This window comes from Halovalidus salilacus (assembly GCF_031852275.1).
Lineage (GTDB): Archaea > Halobacteriota > Halobacteria > Halobacteriales > Natrialbaceae > Halovalidus > Halovalidus salilacus.
On sequence record NZ_CP134700.1, the window covers coordinates 1,492,214 to 1,509,961 of the forward strand.

The window sequence follows — 17,748 nt, forward strand, 5'->3', positions numbered from 1 at the left end:
CGCTCACTCGAGGAATTTTTCGGTCGCCGCGCGGATCGTCCCACTGATTCCGCGCACGCGGAGGCCCAGCGGTGCGCCGTCGACCTCGTCGACGCAGGCGATGGCCGCGCGGGCGGGGTCGGTCTCCCCGTGGCGAACCCTCACCAGCGCCTGGCCCCGTCCCGCCTCGTCGTCGAAGTCGAACTCGACGACCGTCAGGTCCGCGTCCGCGCTGCCGGGGTCGCCCAGCAGATTCTGGCCCGCGTACCAGACCTCGCGCTGGAACGACCGCCGGGAGATCGACTCGCCGGGGTGGGACTCGAGGCCGACGGCGAGGTAGCGCCAGCGCGGTCTGAGGTGTTTCGGGAGGTGTTTCACGGGCGTTCAACTCCGCGTTCCGTCGGTCTCATTCGGCGCCAGCCCCGTACTCGATCGATCCCCGCTCGGCGACGAGCACGCCCACCTGATCGTGGACGCGCTCGACGGCCGTCAGCGAGAAGCCGGCGTCCGTGAACGCGTCCGCGAGCGTCCCGACGGTCGCCGGGTCGTCGACCTCGGGCGAGTAGAACGGCTCGTCGGGGTCGGGCGTCCCGAAGAACATGACGTCTCCCAGAACGAATGTCCGGGGCTCGAGACCGGCGATGACCTCGATCGCCTCGCGCTTCTCGTCGTCCGAGAGGTGGTGCATCGCGAAGTTCGAGGTGACGATCGCGACGTCGGTGGATCCGTCGACGTTGGGTTCGCGGAACGTCCCGTAGTCGAACTCGACGTTCTCGAGTCCGGCGTCGTCGGCCTTCCGCCGCGCCTCCTCCATCATGCCCTCGCTGATGTCTCGGCCGATCACTCGCTTCGCGTCGGGGGCGAGCGCGAGCGCGATCGCACCGGTTCCGGTGCCGAGATCGAGGACCACGTCCTCGCGAGCGGAGCGAGGGTTGGCTCGAGGCGACCCAGTCGACTCGTTGTCGTCGGGCCCGGGCGCCGCGCGTTCGATCACGAGGTTCGCGCAGGCGCGGTACTCCGCCGACTTGCTCTCGTCGTACTCGGCGGCCTTCTCGTCGAACCGGGCGGCGTGTTCCTCAAGGCTCCTCTTCATACCTCCCCCGTTGGACCCCCGGTTCAATGAACGACTCGGACTGAATCCGCCGATTGCGCTGCGCCAGTCGGCCCCACTCCTCGAGGCCGCGCCCGATCCACTCCCGGTCGAAGCCGATCCGCTCTCCCAGTGCGCGGAGTTCCCGCGGCGCCCGGAGTTGCAGGTGGGAGGTCGCCTCCGCGCTCACGACGTAGGGAGCGTCGTAGTAGTCGACGATCTCGCGGAGCTTTCGCAGCGACTGGATCGTCCGCACCCGCCGGCCGCCGCTCTCCCGGAGGACGCCGCCCAGGTCGAACTCGAGGCGGACGCCGTTGTCGACGGCAGCTCTGACGAGGACGTGGTTGACGTCGCCGCTTCCCGCCATCGGGTGGGAGAGGACGTCGACTTTGTCGGTCTCGACGGCGAAGCGGTTCAGGTCGTTCCGCCCGCCGTGGAGGGCGACGATCTCGTGCGAGTTGCGGAAGTTGCCGACGGCGCCGCCGGCCGTTTCCCGATTCTCGGCCTCGATCTCGATTCCGTCGACGACGTCGACGCCGTGCTCGTCGGCGAGCGCCGCCTGGTCGTACTCGGCCCGGGCGTCGGAGTGGTTGCGTACTACCAGGCCGTCGAACCCGTACTCGGCGGCGGTCTCGACCAGCCGCTCGACGGAACTCTCACCGTCGGGTCGGGCGCGGACGGCCTCGTACATACTCGAGGAATCCGGCGGCTGGGACTTGGCGTTTGCGCCACGCGCCCGGATACCGTCGCGGAACGAACGAATCGTCGCGGTTCCGGACGGATCCGGCGACGACGGCCACAGGCGAAGTCGATAAACCGTCCCCATCCTAAGGGCGACCCATGCAAGCGCTGGTCGTCGCGGCCCACGGGTCGCACCTGAATCCGGACGCGTCGAATCCGACCTACGCCCACGCGGACGCCGTCCGCGAGACGGGCGCCTTCGACGAGGTGCGCGAGGCGTTCTGGAAGGAAGAACCCCACTTCCGGGAGGTGATTCGAACCCTCGAGTCCGAGGAGGTGTTCGTCGTCCCGCTGTTCATCAGCGAGGGCTACTTCACCGAGCAGGTGATCCCCCGGGAACTCCGACTCGAGGGGTGGGACCCCGACCGCTGGGAGTCCGACGGGACGAGCGCCTCCGAGGCGACGCTCGAGGCCGAAGACGTCGGGAAGACGATCCACTACTGCGGCCCCGTCGGCACGCACGACGCGATGACCGACGTGATCGTCGGGCGGGCCGAGAGCGTCACCGGCGACCCCGACGTCGGCGAGGGGGTCGGCCTCGCGGTCGTCGGTCACGGCACCGAGCGGAACGAGAACTCGGCGAAGGCGATCGAGTACCACACCGAACGCATTCGCGAGATGGACCGGTTCGACGAGGTGGAGGCGCTGTTCATGGACGAGGAGCCGGAGGTCGACGACGTCACCGACTACTTCGAGAGCGAGGACGTCGTCGTCGTCCCGCTCTTCATCGCCGACGGCTACCACACGCAGGAGGACATCCCCGAGGACATGGGCCTCACGGAGGACTACCGCCTCGGTTGGGACGTTCCCGCCGAGGTCGACGGCCACCGCATCTGGTACACCGGCGCGGTCGGCACGGAGGGCCTGATGGCGGACGTCGTCCTCGAGCGGGCCGCCGACGCCGGCGCCGACGTGGGCGACGCCCGCGAGGCCATCCGCTCGGCGTTCGACGAATCGGTCGCGAACGACGTCGGCGGCGCGAGTGCGGGCGCGGGTGACTGAGCCGTGAGCCTCACGGACGCGGACCTCGACGCGCTCGTCGCGGCCGCGGTGACGGACGGCGGGGTCGACTTCGACGGCCTCCGACTCGACCGCGAGCCCGAGGGCTACGTCCTCGAGACGCCGGCCGAATCCCGCGCGGGCCTCTCCGAGGCCGAGTTCCGCGAGGGACTCGCGGCCGTCGAGGAGTACGCGACCAACTGGCTGTACTGGCGGGAGAGCGTCGACGGGGCGGGAACCGCACGGCGGGCGTTTCTCCGGTGGTGCGAGCGGGCGCCGCTCGAGTTCGCACTCGAGGCCGGCGGGGGTGCGTTCGACGCCGAGACCGAGTCGGAACCGCTCGAGGTCCCCGCCCGCTACGAGGCGCTCCGGGACGGCGTCGACCGCCGGTGGGGCCAACTCTGCATCACGGCTCGATTCGTCGACGTCGACGATCCGAGCGGCGAGCGCGTCTACGACCTGTGGCACGTCGAGGACGCCGACACCGACGTGGCGGACCTCGAGGTCCACGACGACCCCCGCGACGCGCGCGAGATCGCGACCTACGACGAGGACGGGCGCTACCGGCCGCTGAAGACCGCCCCCACGCTCGCCTCGGGCTGGGCGTTCACCGGCCTCTCGGGCGCGGAACTCGTCGAGGCGGTCGACTACGCCTACCCGGCCACGGTGGCCAACTGGCACCGAGAACGGCGCGGGGAACTGGACGTCGATCACTGGCTCGAGACGGCCGAGCGCCAAACGGGGATCTACGACGTGGTGGACGAACTCCCGCGCGAGGCCGTCGAGTGGACGGCCGAGGCTTGCTGCGTCGACTCCCAGTGCCTGCGCCGCCGCGAGTGGCACTTCGACGAAGGCGACGAACTCGACGCCGACGGGGGCGACGGTCCGTTCCCGTGTCGGGAGCCCTGCTCCCTCGTAGTGGCCGCCGCGCGCAAGTGGGCCATCCTCGAGTCCGAAGCGGAGCGCACCTGGCACCTCGAGCTCACGACCAGCGAACTGAATCAACTCTCGGAGCTGATCGACGCCGTCGCCGACGGGCGGGTCGACGAGATACGCGAAGCGGACGTGAACGACGGCGCGAACCGCTACCGCGCGCGCTACCTCCGGGCGAAACGATTCGACGACGGGGGAGGACTCGAGGCGACCGAGGTCGAGGACGCCCCCGACGCAGACGATTGAACCCCACCATCGGGCCGAACGGATCGATTCGGCTCCCATACGTACGACTCGGGAGCGAGACGCCGCTCCGAACGATACCGAGCGGTCAGCGTGTGCGCCACGATCGCGACCGTTCCCCACCCGTCGAGGGCGGAGGCGGAGGAAGAATTACCGCACGAGCAAGACCGCGGCCGCGACGATACCGACCGTGACGACGAGGAAGCCGACGATGGCGGCCGTCCCGCCGATCGTCGCCGCCGTGGCTGCTGCGATGGCGATTGCGAGCGCGCCCAGCGCGACGACGCCGAGCGTCCCTGCCTCGACCTCGCTCGTCGCGCGCTCGAGGAGGCCGCCGTCGTCGGACGTCGCGCTGGCGGTGGGCTGTGCGAGCGACTCGTCGACGTCGATCTCGGCGGGTCCCGGTCGGACGGTCACGTCGATCGTCGTCGAGATCGCGCCGTAGCCGGTCGAGACCTCGAGCGACCCCGTGACCGGGTCGTCGAACGCGTCGGCGGCGACCGCCACGCGGACGGTCGTCTCCCCGTCGTCTTCGACGTAGTAGTTGGACCGCTCGAGCGAGGCGACGTCGGCGAGGTCGCCCTCGAGGCGGCAGTGGACGTGGGCCGGTCCCCCGTGTCCTCGGAGGACGACGTCGAAGGAATCGTCGGCCTCGACGCTGTGGCGGTCGGCCTCGAGCGACTCGCCGCGTCCGCGGTTGACGTGAACGGTGACCTCGGTTGGCGCCACGGTCACGACACCTACGCGGGGGTTTCTCCGCGCATGTCCGGCGGGAGCAGGTTCGGGATGCCGTCTTCGATCGGGTAGCGCTCGCCGCACTCGCTGCAGACGAGCGTCCCGTCGACAACCTCGTCGCCGTCGTCCTCGTACTCGGGGTTCTCGAGTTCCAGGTCGTGTTTGTCCAGCGGACAGCAGAGAATCTCGAGCAACGACTCTTTCATGGTAGGTAGGCGGACCGCATCCAGCAAAAGGTTTCGGGAACGTCCGCGGCGAACGTTACTCGTAGGGGTTCTCCAGCACGACCGTCTCCTCGCGGCCCGGACCGACGCCGATCGCGTAGATGGGGGCGTCGAGTTCTTCGGAGACGTACTCGAGGTAGGTGCGGGCGTTCTCCGGGATGGCGTCGTAGCCCTCCTCGGCGACCTCGGCCCAGTCGACCGCCGGCCAGCCGTCGAACGTCTTCAGGGTCGCCTCGCAGCGACCCCACTGTTCGGTGGTCGGGGGCATGGTGAATATCTCCTCCCCGTCGAACTCGTAAGAGTGGCCGACTTTCACCTCGTCCAGGCCGGCGAGCACGTCGACGTGGTTGATCGCGAGGCCGGTGAAGCCGTTCGCGCGCGCGGCGTGGCGCAGCATCGGCACGTCGAGCCACCCGACGCGGCGCGGGCGGCCGGTGACCGTGCCGTACTCCCCACCTTCGTCGCGAATGTAAGTCGCCAGGTCCTCCTCCTCGGGGTCGGCGCCCTCGTCGGCGTCGTAACCGGGGGTCTGGCCCTCGACGCCGCCGAGTTCCGTCGGCAGCGGGCCGGTTCCGACCCGCGAGAGGTAGGCCTTCACGATGCCGATCACGTCGCCCCGGCCGACGACCGTCGGACCGAGGCCCGTCCCGACCGCCGCGCCGCCCGCCGTCGGGTTCGATGAGGTGACGTAGGGGTAGATGCCGTGGTCGATGTCGATCGAGGTCCCCTGCGCGCCCTCGAGCATGACGTCGTCGCCGGCGTCGATGCGCTCCTGGAGGAATGTGCCGCAGTCGACCGTCATCCCCTCCTCGGCGAGGCGCTCGCCGTACTCGCGGTAGGTCTCGTAGAGGTGGTCGATATCGAACGCCTCGCCGGTCTCCTTTCCGAAGACCTCCTCGGCGAGGGCCTTCTTCTGCGGGACGACGTACTCGAGGCGCTCCCGGAGCACCTCTGGCTCGAGCAAGTCGCCGATACGGACGCCGCGGCGGCCGGCCTTGTCCTCGTAAGTCGGCCCGATGCCGCGCTTCGTGGTACCCGCCGCCAGGTCCGCCTTCTCCTCCTCCTCGATCCCGTCGAGGGCGCGGTGGTACGGGAGGATCACGTGCGCGCGCTCGGCCACGCGCACGTCCGGCTCGAGGCCGCGCTCGCGGAGGGCGTCGATCTCCTCGAACAGCGTCTCGGGGTTGACGACGCAGCCGTTGCCGAGGACGCCGACCTTGTCCCGAACGGCGCCGGAGGGGACCAGCGAGAGTTTGTACTTCTCACCGTCGTGGACGACGGTGTGACCTGCGTTGTCGCCACCCTGGTAGCGGGCGACGACGTCGGCCGCGTCGCCGTAGACGTCGACGACGCCGCCTTTGCCCTCGTCGCCGAGTTGCGACCCGACGATTGTGACAGTCATAACAGCGGCGGATTCTTGCCGGGTCGATAAACAGATTACGGTATGAACGGCTCGAGTGCCGAGCGCTCGCCTCGCTCGCCGTCGGCCCGTGAGCGACCGGGATGTCGAGCGCTTACCCGCCCGAACCCGCCGCGAAACCGATCGGTGAATCCGGCCGGGGCCCGAACTGTTAACTACTCTCAAGAATTACCATCCGGTTGAGAACGGTCGGACGCGGTACGCGAGGGTAACTTTTAAAAGGTGCAAAGACAAGTTAACAAATGCCATGATAGACCGACTTGAGAAGGAAGTCGATATGCTGGAACGCCATCTGCAGGTTCTGAAGATGGTCATCGAAAACGAGCCCATCGGCATCGTGAAGATGTCCAACGAGACGGGCTACCCACACCACAAAGTTCGCTACTCCCTCCGCGTCCTCGAGGAGGAGAACCTCATCGAGCCCTCGAGCCAAGGTGCGATCAAGACCGAGCGCACCGCCGAGTTCGTCGACGAACTCGACGACAAGATGGACGACATCATCGACAAGCTCGACGGGATGAAGATCGAGGACGTCGCCGAGATCGAAGGCTGAATTCGCGGTCGCTCGTTCGCTCGCCGCTCGAGCCCGACCCCGCACGTTCTCCCTTCCACCGCGCCGTCTCGCTCTCCGAGTCGATTCGTGCCCCAACCGGGTGCGAAAACGCGTTCGATCCCGACTGGAGGCGAAGCGGTAGCTATGGCTCGATGACGGCCGACTCGGCGCGCCGCTGAACCGAGCAGACGACCGTCTTGGAACCGACGCAGGATCGACCGGACGCCGCCCGACTCGACGCTCGGTTTGCGATCCCACGCGTCGCTCGCGGGTCGGCGATACGAGCACCGAAACGGAACGAAACGAGTCAACGACCGCGGGAGCCCTCGGCCGGTCTAGAGTTCGGGAACGGTCACGTGGAAGCTCCCCGATCGCGACTCGACGAGACAGAGGTGGTAGCCCTGCTTGCGCGAGAGGTTGACGTAGCTCGCCTTCGAGCCGCGGCTCAGGAACCCGCCGGTGGTCGCCTGCTCGGTCACCTCGAGCGCGCCCGGTTCGAAGTAACTCGAGGTGACGACCATCGCCGCTCCGAGGTCGGGGTAGTTGGCGCCCACCGCCGAGGCGGCCGCCTCCATCTCCTCGAGCATCTCGCGCGTCGCCGGCTCGCGCGAGTCGTTGAGCGTGGCGACGACGAGCGGCGTGCCCATCTTGTCGTAGGCGACGACGTCGAACGTGACCCGGTCCGGGACGTCCTCCGTGTCGTCGTCCTCGAGCGAGATGCTGGCGTGCAGTTCGGCGCGATCGATGCGCGGAATCGCGTCGTAGAGGTCGGCCATCGTGTCCGCGTGGCCGGTGTCGCGGATCTCGAACAGCAGCGTCCCCGTGAGCCACTCGACGAACCGGTAGGCCATCGTCTCGGTCAGGAACGTCTCGTAGTCCTGGCCGGCGACGACGACGTCCGAGGCGTCGAACCCCGTGTGGCGCTCGAGTTGTAGGTTAGAGACGACCTCGCTCCGGTCGGAGTTGTCGTCGTGGGCGGAGACGAGCGTCGGCCGACTCTTCGACTCGTAACGGACGAAGAGGTTCGTCTCCGCCAGCGCCCGCTCGGGGGAGAGTTGGGTCCCCCCGCCCGCGCCCGGGCTCCCGCCGGTGCCGCCCGCGACGGTCCGAGCCCCCTCGAGTTCCGCCTCGAGCTCTTCGATCCGCGCGCGAAGCTGCTCGACGGTCGACGAGAGCTCCCGGTTCTTCGCCCGGAGCCCGTCGCGTTGTGACTCTAGGTTTCCGTACCTGTCCGCGAGTTCGGCCTTCTCCTCGGCGAGCGCCTCGGCGCGCTGGGTGAGCTGGTCGATCTTGTCCTCGCGCTCGAGCATGTCCGACTCGAGTTCGGCCTCCGTCCGGTCGGCGCTCGGCTGCGATCCGGCGGGGGTAGCGCCACCGGCGGTCGCACCCGAACGGGAATCGGCACGCCGGGCGCTCCCCCCGCTCGAGCGGCTCGACCGTTGCTGCTGGCCCGACGGCGACCGCGTCGGCGAGTCGGCGTCCGACTCGGGCCGGCTTCGCTGCGCCCTCGCCGCCGCGTGCCCGGCGCCGGTCGACGACTCCGCGGCGCCGCCCGCGCTCGCGCTCGTCTTCTCGGGATCGATCGACGGGATGCGCCGCGTCTTCCGCCACCGCTCCTCGCGCTGGAACTCGCGCTCGAGTTCCTCGTCGGCGTCGTCGGCCCCCTCCGCCCCGTCGCTCGGCGTCCAGATCCCCTCCTCCGCGTCGAGTTTCGCGGCCGCCGCTTCGACTTCCTCGGGATCGAGATTCGAGAGGGACGGCGAATCCTCCGCGTCGGTCTCGACGAACGTCGACCCTTCGGCTTCGAGGGCCGACTCCGCCTCGGCGGATCCGTCGGCGTCCGCGCTCGTCTCCGCGTCCGCACCCGCGTCGGTGATCCCTCGAGTCGATCGGTCGACGCGCTCGGTCGCAGACGAGGTGGTGATGCCGCCGGTCACGTCGTCGGCGGGTACGTCGGACGCGCTCGTCTCGTCCGACGCCGGGTCGGGTTCCGACTCGTCGACGACGCCCGCATCCGTGCCGCCGGCTCCGGCCTCTTCGATGGGGGACGGGTCGGCGACGATCGGCGACTCGGCCGTTCCCGTCTCGAGGTGACCATCCGCGCCCGCAGCGACGTCGGGGCCCTCGAGGTCGGCCGCGTCCGTCGCGGGTTCGGCCTCGGTTACCGCGGTCGAATCCGACACGGACGCGGGTTCGGGATCGGGGGTCCGGTCGGCGGCGGTTTCGGACGCCGAGTCCTCGGCTTCCGTGCCCGGAACGTCCGTCACCTCGATGTCGACGTCGACGACCTCGTAGATGCCCACCTCGTCGTCGGCGCGTTCGAACGCCTCGTCGTCGGTGAGCAGTCGCTCGGCGTTGCCGATGAACGCGACGGCCATCCGCCGGCCGCCGTAGTAGACGAGATAGTAGTCGCCGCTGAGAACCTGCTCGGAGAGTTCGACGTAGCCGGTGAACGATCCTTCGGAGAGGGTTTCGTCGACCTCGGAGAGGGGCGTTTCGTTCGTGTAGTACTTCGCTCGCGTCTCGCCGCCGCGTTCCTGCATCGTACTCAGCAGGGGGAGCGACGGGTGAGGGGCGGCGTAGACGGTTCCGTGAGCGGTTTCCAAGTCCTCGATGTCGCCGTCGATCACGCCGACGACGCGGCCGTTGAGCATGAACAGCCACGAGCCGTCGGCGGCGACGGCTCCCGAGAACCCGTTCGTCGCGAGTTCAGCGAGTTCCTCGTGCCCGCCGGTGAAGGCACGAGAATCCCACTGCTCGACGCGCTCTTGCGTGCGCGGGTCCATAGTCCAACAAGCGGCAATCGGACTAAATACGTTTCGCCTAGTGCGAACGTGACGCAGACCTAGATTTTCGATTCGGCGTCGTCGGCCAGCTCCTGCATCCGCTTGCCGATCCGACCGGCGCTCGAGAACTCGTCCTCGCTCATGGCGTTCGCCAGGGCATTCCCGAGGACGAAGACGGCGTGTTTGTGCTCGCTCTTCGACTTGTGGACGTGCGAGGGGTCGACGTCGAGCTCGTGGTAGGCGTCGAAGAGGCCCGCGTCGACCTCCTCGCGCTCCGAGAAGTACTCCATGATGGTCACGAGTTCCTCGTGAAGCTCGAGGAGTTCGTCTTTATGCATACGGCCGTCTACGAACGGTTTCGATTTAAGAGTTGCGCGAGATGCGTGCCGTACCCGGTCGTCGGGGCCCCGAATGCGCCCGTTTCGCTCACCGCGTCTCGGTCCGGTCTACCGGTTTCGCGTCGGTCGCCGCTTCGGAGCGACCGGCGGCGTCCCGTTCGCGATTTCCGGCACGACCGTCGTCGAACTGCGTCGGTCCGGCGAGGACGAGTATCCAGGAACCGAACGCGATCGCGGCCACCGCCTCCGAGACGGCGAACCAGGCCCACGGGTCACCCCCGGCGCGGCGGGAGAGCAGCCAGCCCGCCCACCCGAGGAGGTGAGCGTTTCCCGTCCAGAGGGAGACCAGCCCGAGGCCGGCGTCGCCCTCGAGGATCGCGCCGGTTCCGTACGTCCACTGTGCGATCGGCGCGACGACGAACAGCGTGAGCGCGGCCGGGAAGTGTAACTCGCGCTCGAGGTAGAAGGCCGTGTGGCCGAGGAAAAAGACGCCGACGCCGACCATCCCGAACACGGCGACGGCGAGCAGGACCGCCCCGAGGCGCTCGAGACGGTTCCGACCCGCCGCCAGGAGGTGCACCCAGAAGGGCACGCCGACCAGTCCGGCGACGACCAGTCCCCCGTTGAACAACCAGAACGTCCGGGTTCCGTACCGACCCATGTCCGAGAGCGCCCGCTCGCGCCAGGTGAACGTCTCCGGGGCGGCGAGCAGGGTCGCGAGGAACACCGCGCCGAGCGCGAGGAGTGGTGCGACGATCCCGCAGCGTCTCGCGAGGCGCCTCGAGTCGGTCGCGTTCATGCGGTGTGCATCTCGTCACCGGACCATCAGTGTACTCCTCGAACGCGCCGAGGGTCGCGCCGCGTTTCGGTCGGCGGTGAGAAGCGGGGTGGGCGACGGCTCGAGAGGGGGTCGCGAGAGGGGCGGACGCTGGGCGGCAATGGTGTGAACCCGAATTGGGCGAACAGGGGCTGTAGAACCGAAGTGTGAACCCGAATTGGGCGAACAGGGGCTGTAGAACCGAATTCGGACGACGGGATCGGCCGGGGACGGTCCGGGTGTCGCCCTGCTCCGCATCGGCATCTCGCTCGCACCTGGCATCAGTATGACGTGTTGGCGCTCTGAAAACGCTCGCAGGTGGCCTGTTCGTCTCCCGTTTCGGGGGACTCCGAGGGACCGTTCGGCGGGCGCTCCCGTTTCACGGGCGGCGATCCGGGCGCGCTCAGAGTTCGACGCCGCTCGGAATCAGACTGTGATGGCGCAGGAGGTTCCCCTCGCGATCGTAGACGAGGAACGTGCGCTTGTCGTATTCGACGAACGGTTCCCCGTCGAGGGAGATCTCCACGTCGTACCGACCCTCGTCCGACTCGCGCTCGCCGTAGCCCCGGGCCGCGCGGATGAATCGCAGGACGTCCTCGGCGTCCTCGTTCAGTTCGAGGACGAACTCGCCGGTGATCCGGTCCGTGACGCTGACGACGCCCTCGGCGTCCTCGCCGAGCGGGTCCCGGAGTCGAAAGGCGACGTCCGTCTCGTCCGCGGCGAGGAGGTCGCCGTCGGGACCGGTAAGGCGCTCGCGAAGCATCGTCGCTGGGCCGGTGAAGTCGATCGATACCGCCGGCTTGCGGGGTTCGCCGTCGGATTCGACCCAGTCGATGTTGCTGACGTCCAAGGTGAAGTGCTCGCGCCTCATTCCGTACCGTCCGATTAGGTCCGAGTTCGTATGAACGTAACGCACGCGCAAACGGACGGAGGAGGCGACAGTTGGCGCGCGTGATACGAACAGCGGTGTCGGACCGATCGATTCGCGTCGAGTCCGATCGGCCGTCCGATTTAAGCCGTGGCGATCCGCATCTCACACGAAATCGCCGTCGGTCAGCGGCGTCGAGCACCAATGGGTCGAACGAACGAGTCGGACGGGGGTGACCGCGAAGGGGCCGGTCCGAGCGCCGTCGTCCACCGGTCGCGCGACGCGCTCGGATCGATCGGGCGGACGATCGACCGCATCCGCGACGTCCTCCGCGGATCGCGGATCGACCTCGTCGAGTACGACCCGTCCGAACACGGCCCGCTGTGTGCGTTCGACGGGATCGACGGCCTCGAGGAGCTCGATCGCTACTGGGTCGACGCGCCCTTTTCCTTCGTGACCGTCCAGTACGATCCGGCCGCGAATCACCACCGGTACGTCACCGTCGAACCGACCCTCCGGGCCGACGAGCGCAGGTTCCTCGAGTTGCTGTTCGAGGACGTCCGCGACCCCCTGCTGTACCGCGAGCGCGAGGACGAACCTCGTGGGAGGGGCGGACGAGGAATCGGACGCGGACGCGAATCCGGTGGCGAGGAGGGGAACGAGACCGATCGCATCGAGTCGCTCCTCCGGGAGACGATCCACGAGTACCTCGAGCAATACGGCGCGGAGATCGACGTGGCCACGTTCTACCGGTTGTTCTACTACGTCCACCGGGATTTCCGGGGCTACGGTCGGCTGGATCCGATCATGCACGACCCCCACGTCGAGGACATCTCCTGTGACGGCTACGACCTCCCGATCTTCGTCTATCACGACGAGTACGCCGACGTGGAGACGAACGTCTCCTTCGCGAAGGCGGACCTCGATCGGTTCGTGATCCGCCTCGCCCAGCACTCGGGCCGGCACATCTCCATCGGCGACCCGATGGTCGAGACCACCCTGCCCGACGGCTCGCGGGCGGAACTCGCCCTCGGGACGGAGGTGACGCCCCGCGGGTCGGCGTTCACCGTGCGGAAGTACGCCGACGAGCCGTTCACGCCGGTCCACCTGCTCGAGTACGGCACCTTCAGCGTCGAGCAGCTGGCCTACCTGTGGTTCGCCATCGAGCACAACAAGAGCCTGCTGTTCGCCGGCGGGACGGCCTCGGGGAAGACGACGAGCATGAACGCCGTCTCGATGTTCATCCCGCCCCGGTCGAAGGTGCTGACGATCGAGGACACCCGCGAGCTCCAGCTCCACCACGACAACTGGCTCTCCTCCGTGACGCGGGAGCGCGTTCACGAGGGGACCGACGTCTCGATGTACGACCTCCTCCGGTCGGCGCTGCGTCACCGCCCGGAGTACATCGTCGTCGGCGAGGTCCGGGGCGAGGAGGCGATCACGCTCTTTCAGGCGATGAACACGGGCCACACGACCTACTCGACGATGCACGCCGACTCGGTCCAGACCGTGATCAACCGCCTCGAGAACGAGCCGATCAACGTCCCGCGCGCGATGGTCCGGAGCCTCGACATCCTCTCGGTTCAGACGCTGACCCGCCTGGACGACGGCCGCGTTCGCCGGAACAAGGTGATCGCCGAAATCGAGGGGATCGACGGGCGGACGGGCGAACTCGACTACTCGACGACCTACGCGTGGAACGGCGACGACGACACGTTCGAGGGTCGCGGCAGTCGCGTCCTCGAGGAGATCCGTGAGGAACGGGGCTGGAGCCAGCGGGAGCTCCTGATCGAGCGTCGCAACCGCGAGCGCTTCCTCGAGTACCTTCGGACGAACGAGATCACCGACTACCGCCGGTTCACCGCCCTCGTCAACGAGTACTACGCCGACAAGGAGGGGGTTCTCGAGGTGATCGGCGCCGGGGGTGAAGCCGGGAACGGAGCCGAAGTCTGGAAGGATGCCACCGTCGGAGACGGAGGTAAAGCCGGGGACGGAGCCGAAGCCGACGTCGAGGGCGCGGCCGAAGTGGGGGTAACGACCGAAGCTGGCGATTCGGTGAACGCACGCGAGGGCGGGACCGATCCGATCGATGGCGATTCGATCGGTCCCGAATCCGAACGATGACGCTCGCCACCACCGCGCCGCTCGCGCTCGCCATCGCAATCTGTCTCCCGGCGCTCGTCGCCCGGTACCACGACGGGACCGACCGCGCGCTCGCCCGGGCGGCGGTGCGCCTGTTCGGGCGCGCCGTCCACGAGTTCCGCAGCGAACACCCTGGCAGACGGGCGGCGCTCCGGTCCGCGCAGTTCCCGACGACCTACCGCGAGTACGCCTCGACGACCCTGCTCCACGCGACCGTCGCCGCCCTCGCCGGCTCCGTCGTCGGCATCTACGCCATCTGGGCGGTCCTACGCGCGCTCGCGATCGATCGCGAGACGATGCGCGAAGCGCTCCCGGAATCGCTTGCGTTCCTCGCGAACCTCGGGGGCGTGCCGGCGCTGTCGGCGGTCGAACTGTTCGCCCTGTTCGCCGTCTCGAGTTTCACCCTCGGCGCCCTCGCGGGCGGCGGTACCTACTGGCTTCGGTGGTGGTACCCCCGGTACGTCGCGGACGCCCGCGCCCGGCGGATCGAGGCGACGCTCCCCGCGGCGGTCGCGTTCGTCCACGCCCTTTCGAAGAGCGGGATGGCGTTCCCAGAGATCGTCCGGATCGCGGCCGAACAGGAGGCCACCTACGGCGAGGTCGCGAACGAGTTCGCGGTCGCCGTCCGAAACGTGGACACGTTCGGGATGGACGTCATCTCCGCCCTGCAGGTCATGGGACGGCGTTCGCCGAGCGTCCAGTTCCGCGAGTTCACCGAGAACCTCGTGAGCGTCCTCCAGAGCGGCCACAGCCTCTCGGCGTTCCTCGAGCGACAGTACCGCGACTACCAGGAGGAGTCGGAAACCCAGCAGGAACGGATGCTCGCGTTGCTGGCGACGCTCGCCGAGGCGTACGTGACGGTGCTGGTCGCCGGGCCGCTGTTTCTCATCACGGTCCTGGTCGTCATCGGCATCTCCGTCGGGGACACCCACCGGCCGTTGCAGGCGCTCATCTACCTCGTACTGCCGCTCGGCAACGTCGCGTTCATCGTCTATCTGAGCGTCATCACCGACGGCATCGATCCGGGACGCGCCGTCGACCGGGAGGTGGACGTCTCGCGGCCCGCGCTGGGAGCGCCACCCCTGGCCGACGGCGGCGTCGCGTACGACCGGGAGAACCTCGAGCGGGCCCGATACTACGAGTTGGTGCGCGGTCTTCGATCCCGCTTTGGCCACCCGATCCGAACGCTGCGCGATCGGCCGGCGCTGACGCTCGCGATCACGATTCCGATCGCGCTCCTCGCGATCGCTCGATCGCTGCCGGACGCGGTCGCGGGCGACTCGTTCGACGCGACGGCGATCGACGGCGTCGTCTCGCTCTCGATCCTGTTCGTTCTCGTCGTCTTCGCCGGCTTCTACGGGCTTCACCGCCGTCGGATCGAGGCCATCGAGGCGTCGATTCCAGACCTCCTCGACCGCCTCGCCAGCGTCAACGAGGCGGGGACGTCGATCGTCTCGGCGATCGACCACGTCCGGCGCTCCGACCTCGGCCCGCTCGGCGCCGAACTCGACCGCGTCTGGCACGACGTCCAGTGGGGGGCGGACCTCCAGACCGCGCTCTACCGGTTCGAGGGCCGCGTGCGAACTCGCGCGACCGCACGCGTCGTCACGCTGGTGACGGAGGCGATGAACGCGAGCGGGAACCTCTCGACGGTGCTGGGGATCGCCTCGAGGCAGGCGGCGGCCGATAGGCGGCTCAAGCGCGACCGAAAGCAGGCGATGGTCGAGTACACGATCGTCGTCTACGTCTCCTTCCTCGTCTTCCTGTTCATCATCGCGGTCCTGGCGGCGTACCTGCTGCCGAACCTGCCGACCGAGGGACTCGAGGCGGGTTCCGGTGGCGGACTCGAGGGCTTCGGCGACGTCTCGGCGGCCGACATGGCCGCCTACTCGACGCTCTTCGAGCACGCCACGCTGGTCCAGGGGCTGCTCTCGGGGCTGATCGCCGGCCAGTTGAGCACCGGAGACGTTCGGGCCGGCGCGAAGCACGCCGCGGCGATGATCGCCCTCTCGCACCTCCTCTTCGCGTTCGTCGTCTGATTCGGCGACCCGATCGCGGCCCGACGCGCCCGACCGAATGTCAGATCACTTTTGCGCGTCCGCGCTCGAGTACGCCCATCGACCGGCAGCCATGGACGAACCGAACCGAACACCGAACCCTCGAGACGTGAAGGAGACGTACGATCGGATCGCGACGCACTTCGCGTCGACGAGGGAGTACGCCTGGCCCGAGGTCGAGGCCTTCGTCGACGAGTGCGCGCGGCGTCTCGCCGACTCGACCCCTCGCGAGTCCGACGGCCGCGGTCCCGCGGGACCCGTCGGTCTCGATCTCGGCTGCGGCAACTGCCGCCACGCCGAGGTGCTGGTCGACCGACTCGAACCGAGCCTTGTGATCGGCCTCGATGTCAGCCGCGGTCTGCTCGAGACGGGCCGGGAGCGGGCCGACGACCGGGGCTTCGGCGTCTCGCTCGTTCAGGGCGACGCCGCCCGCCTGCCGCTGGCCGCGAACGCCGTCGATATCGCGGTGTACGTCGCCACGCTGCACCACCTGCCGACGCGGGAGGCGCGCCTCGAGAGCCTCGGCGAACTCGCCCGCGTCCTGAAGCCGGGGGGCCGGGCGCTCGTTAGCGCGTGGTCGACCGCCCACGACCGCTTCGACGCCGACCGGGACGCCCCGGAGGGGTTCGACACGACGATCGAGTGGACCCTCCCCGGCGGCGAACCGGTCGACCGATTCTACCACATCTACTCGCCGGCGGAGTTCGAGGCCGACCTGACGGCGAGCGGCATCGAGACCCTCGAGCGGGAGGTCTCGAGCGGAAACTGTTACGCGACGGTGACGGCGGGCGTCGATGGGGCGTAGCAGACGCGAACTGGTCCTGAGAGATCGGTCGCCGAACAGTCTGTCGAACGCCGCGGCGACGGGAACGTGCGATTCGTGCGAATCCATCCACTCGGACGTGACGGATAGACGAACGGACGAAGCGGGCGGGGAACAACACTTATGGCTGATTGGCAAGTAACTCGACACATGGACCAGTCGATCTCACGGAAACGGCCGTGGTTCGCGGCACTCCTCGGGTTTCTGGTCACCGGTCTCGGCCACATCTATCTGCGCCGGTGGTTCCGAGCGATCGGCTGGATGCTCGTCGTGATGGTCGTCTCCTCGCTCTTCGTCGAGCCCGCGACGGTCGAGGCGATGTGGAACGGGGAAGCCGTCGACCTGCGGGAGCTCGCCCCCGTGCTCCTCGTCGTGACGATCAGCGTCGCGGACGCCTACGCGCTCGCTCGCACGCAGAACGCGCGCTCGAGGGGGGCGCTGGCGGAGGCTGGGGCCGCCGATTCGACGACCCCCGAGACCGAGGGGGAGGCTCCCGAGGAGGCGGTGACGTGTCCGAACTGCGGTCGCGACGTCGATCCCGAACTCGAGTTCTGTCACTGGTGTACGACGAAGTTCGACTCGCTCGAGGAGAACGGCCGGACCGACGACTGACTCCGGTTTCGGGAGACGGCGACCGGACGCGGTCGAAAATGAGAAGAGACTTAACGACGAAGCGCAGAGTCCACGCTACAGCGCGGATGGTCTAGTGGCAGGACCTGAGCCTTCCAAGCTCATGGCCCGGGTTCAAATCCCGGTCCGCGCATTGCTGGGGCGAACGACTTCGTGAGCCCCAGCAATCGCCCGAGGGATTTGAAGTACACTGAGGTTCTGCGAACGAAGTGAGCAGGTTCTCAGGGGTGGTTCAAATCCCGGTCCGCACACGTTTCGAAGAACGGACGTGACGAGAAAATGGGAGAGAGATATTTGAATAATACCGGGGTTCTGCGAGCGTAGCGAGCAGGTTCTCGGGAGTGGTTCAAATCCCGGTCCGCGCACGTTT

Annotated in this window: 16 protein-coding genes, 1 tRNA gene and 1 pseudogene; 8 read left to right on the forward strand and 10 right to left on the reverse strand. The window is 68.4% G+C overall.

The window, feature by feature from the left end:
* Positions 1-9 precede the first annotated feature (9 nt).
* The 3 genes and pseudogenes from RJT68_RS07425 to RJT68_RS07435 form a co-directional block, all read right to left on the reverse strand.
* Positions 10-357: pseudogene (locus tag RJT68_RS07425) on the reverse strand (Rpp14/Pop5 family protein); the annotation flags it as partial.
* A 28-nt stretch (positions 358-385) separates the two neighbouring features.
* Complete coding sequence (locus tag RJT68_RS07430; RefSeq protein ID WP_407039729.1) at positions 386-1,072, reverse strand: class I SAM-dependent methyltransferase; 687 nt, start codon at positions 1,070-1,072, stop codon at positions 386-388.
* On the reverse strand, positions 1,056-1,760 hold the full coding sequence (locus RJT68_RS07435; protein ID WP_407039730.1) for an RNase P subunit p30 family protein: 705 nt from the start codon (positions 1,758-1,760) through the stop codon (positions 1,056-1,058). Before RJT68_RS07435 ends, RJT68_RS07430 begins: the two co-directional genes overlap by 17 nt.
* A 149-nt stretch (positions 1,761-1,909) precedes the next feature.
* Here RJT68_RS07435 and RJT68_RS07440 point away from each other — a divergent pair, with 149 nt between their 5' ends.
* Together RJT68_RS07440 and RJT68_RS07445 are read left to right on the forward strand one after the other, a co-directional pair.
* Positions 1,910-2,812: a CbiX/SirB N-terminal domain-containing protein gene (locus RJT68_RS07440; protein ID WP_407039731.1), complete on the forward strand. Its 903-nt coding sequence runs from the start codon at positions 1,910-1,912 to the stop codon at positions 2,810-2,812.
* Between the two features lie 3 nt (positions 2,813-2,815).
* Positions 2,816-3,988 carry a DR2241 family protein gene (locus RJT68_RS07445; protein ID WP_407039732.1) on the forward strand — a complete coding sequence of 391 codons (1,173 nt, stop codon included), beginning with the start codon at positions 2,816-2,818 and terminating at the stop codon, positions 3,986-3,988.
* A 147-nt stretch (positions 3,989-4,135) separates the two neighbouring features.
* Here RJT68_RS07445 and RJT68_RS07450 read toward each other — a convergent pair whose 3' ends face one another.
* From RJT68_RS07450 to RJT68_RS07460, 3 genes are read right to left on the reverse strand one after another with little or no spacing between them, the layout of a single operon-like run.
* Positions 4,136-4,714 (reverse strand): DUF7524 family protein, encoded by a 579-nt coding sequence (locus RJT68_RS07450; RefSeq protein ID WP_407039733.1) that lies wholly within the window; start codon positions 4,712-4,714, stop codon positions 4,136-4,138.
* Positions 4,715-4,725: 11 nt separating this feature from the next.
* Entirely contained in the window at positions 4,726-4,926 is a 201-nt protein-coding gene (locus RJT68_RS07455) for a methytransferase partner Trm112 (protein ID WP_407039734.1), read from the reverse strand.
* 55 nt (positions 4,927-4,981) lie between these two features.
* A complete protein-coding gene (locus tag RJT68_RS07460; protein ID WP_407039735.1) occupies positions 4,982-6,346 on the reverse strand; it encodes an adenylosuccinate synthase in 1,365 nt (454 codons plus the stop codon).
* Positions 6,347-6,611: 265 nt separating this feature from the next.
* Here RJT68_RS07460 and RJT68_RS07465 point away from each other — a divergent pair, with 265 nt between their 5' ends.
* Positions 6,612-6,917, forward strand: a complete 306-nt coding sequence (locus RJT68_RS07465; protein WP_407039736.1) for a hypothetical protein — start codon at positions 6,612-6,614, stop codon at positions 6,915-6,917.
* Between the two features lie 335 nt (positions 6,918-7,252).
* Here RJT68_RS07465 and RJT68_RS07470 read toward each other — a convergent pair whose 3' ends face one another.
* The 4 genes from RJT68_RS07470 to RJT68_RS07485 all read right to left on the reverse strand — a co-directional run bounded on the left by RJT68_RS07470 (position 7,253) and on the right by RJT68_RS07485 (position 11,729).
* On the reverse strand, positions 7,253-9,703 hold the full coding sequence (locus tag RJT68_RS07470) for a DUF7527 domain-containing protein (protein ID WP_407039737.1): 2,451 nt from the start codon (positions 9,701-9,703) through the stop codon (positions 7,253-7,255).
* 59 nt (positions 9,704-9,762) lie between these two features.
* The gene (locus tag RJT68_RS07475) at positions 9,763-10,041 is read right to left on the reverse strand and encodes a UPF0058 family protein (RefSeq protein WP_407039738.1); all 279 of its coding nucleotides are present in this window, start codon (positions 10,039-10,041) and stop codon (positions 9,763-9,765) included.
* Positions 10,042-10,129: 88 nt separating this feature from the next.
* A complete protein-coding gene (locus RJT68_RS07480) occupies positions 10,130-10,840 on the reverse strand; it encodes a DUF998 domain-containing protein (RefSeq protein ID WP_407039739.1) in 711 nt (236 codons plus the stop codon).
* Positions 10,841-11,261: 421 nt separating this feature from the next.
* The gene (locus RJT68_RS07485; RefSeq protein ID WP_407039740.1) at positions 11,262-11,729 is read right to left on the reverse strand and encodes a DUF5793 family protein; all 468 of its coding nucleotides are present in this window, start codon (positions 11,727-11,729) and stop codon (positions 11,262-11,264) included.
* Positions 11,730-11,930: 201 nt separating this feature from the next.
* Between RJT68_RS07485 and RJT68_RS07490 the strand changes: the two genes are divergently transcribed.
* From RJT68_RS07490 to RJT68_RS07510, 5 genes are all read left to right on the forward strand, one after another.
* Positions 11,931-13,850 (forward strand): type II/IV secretion system ATPase subunit, encoded by a 1,920-nt coding sequence (locus RJT68_RS07490; protein WP_407039741.1) that lies wholly within the window; start codon positions 11,931-11,933, stop codon positions 13,848-13,850.
* Positions 13,847-15,907 carry a type II secretion system F family protein gene (locus RJT68_RS07495; protein WP_407039742.1) on the forward strand — a complete coding sequence of 687 codons (2,061 nt, stop codon included), beginning with the start codon at positions 13,847-13,849 and terminating at the stop codon, positions 15,905-15,907. Before RJT68_RS07490 ends, RJT68_RS07495 begins: the two co-directional genes overlap by 4 nt.
* A gap of 91 nt (positions 15,908-15,998) precedes the next feature.
* On the forward strand, positions 15,999-16,730 hold the full coding sequence (locus RJT68_RS07500; protein WP_407040341.1) for a class I SAM-dependent methyltransferase: 732 nt from the start codon (positions 15,999-16,001) through the stop codon (positions 16,728-16,730).
* A 168-nt stretch (positions 16,731-16,898) separates the two neighbouring features.
* Positions 16,899-17,360, forward strand: a complete 462-nt coding sequence (locus tag RJT68_RS07505; protein WP_407039743.1) for a DUF6677 family protein — start codon at positions 16,899-16,901, stop codon at positions 17,358-17,360.
* A gap of 80 nt (positions 17,361-17,440) precedes the next feature.
* Positions 17,441-17,511 (forward strand) — tRNA-Gly (locus RJT68_RS07510).
* The last annotated feature ends 237 nt before the right edge of the window (positions 17,512-17,748 follow it).

Bases quoted from the DNA above. Each gene is read 5' to 3' on its own strand.
- RJT68_RS07470 (WP_407039737.1), bottom strand. From the start codon at position 9,703: ATGGACCCGCGCACGCAAGAGCGCGTCGAGCAGTGGGATTCTCGTGCC.
- RJT68_RS07480 (WP_407039739.1), bottom strand. From the start codon at position 10,840: ATGAACGCGACCGACTCGAGGCGCCTCGCGAGACGCTGCGGGATCGTC.
- RJT68_RS07455 (WP_407039734.1), bottom strand. From the start codon at position 4,926: ATGAAAGAGTCGTTGCTCGAGATTCTCTGCTGTCCGCTGGACAAACAC.
- RJT68_RS07490 (WP_407039741.1), top strand. From the start codon at position 11,931: ATGGGTCGAACGAACGAGTCGGACGGGGGTGACCGCGAAGGGGCCGGT.
- RJT68_RS07430 (WP_407039729.1), bottom strand. From the start codon at position 1,072: ATGAAGAGGAGCCTTGAGGAACACGCCGCCCGGTTCGACGAGAAGGCC.
- RJT68_RS07500 (WP_407040341.1), top strand. From the start codon at position 15,999: ATGGACGAACCGAACCGAACACCGAACCCTCGAGACGTGAAGGAGACG.
- RJT68_RS07435 (WP_407039730.1), bottom strand. From the start codon at position 1,760: ATGTACGAGGCCGTCCGCGCCCGACCCGACGGTGAGAGTTCCGTCGAG.
- RJT68_RS07495 (WP_407039742.1), top strand. From the start codon at position 13,847: ATGACGCTCGCCACCACCGCGCCGCTCGCGCTCGCCATCGCAATCTGT.
- RJT68_RS07475 (WP_407039738.1), bottom strand. From the start codon at position 10,041: ATGCATAAAGACGAACTCCTCGAGCTTCACGAGGAACTCGTGACCATC.
- RJT68_RS07460 (WP_407039735.1), bottom strand. From the start codon at position 6,346: ATGACTGTCACAATCGTCGGGTCGCAACTCGGCGACGAGGGCAAAGGC.
- RJT68_RS07440 (WP_407039731.1), top strand. From the start codon at position 1,910: ATGCAAGCGCTGGTCGTCGCGGCCCACGGGTCGCACCTGAATCCGGAC.
- RJT68_RS07485 (WP_407039740.1), bottom strand. From the start codon at position 11,729: ATGAGGCGCGAGCACTTCACCTTGGACGTCAGCAACATCGACTGGGTC.
- RJT68_RS07505 (WP_407039743.1), top strand. From the start codon at position 16,899: ATGGACCAGTCGATCTCACGGAAACGGCCGTGGTTCGCGGCACTCCTC.
- RJT68_RS07465 (WP_407039736.1), top strand. From the start codon at position 6,612: ATGATAGACCGACTTGAGAAGGAAGTCGATATGCTGGAACGCCATCTG.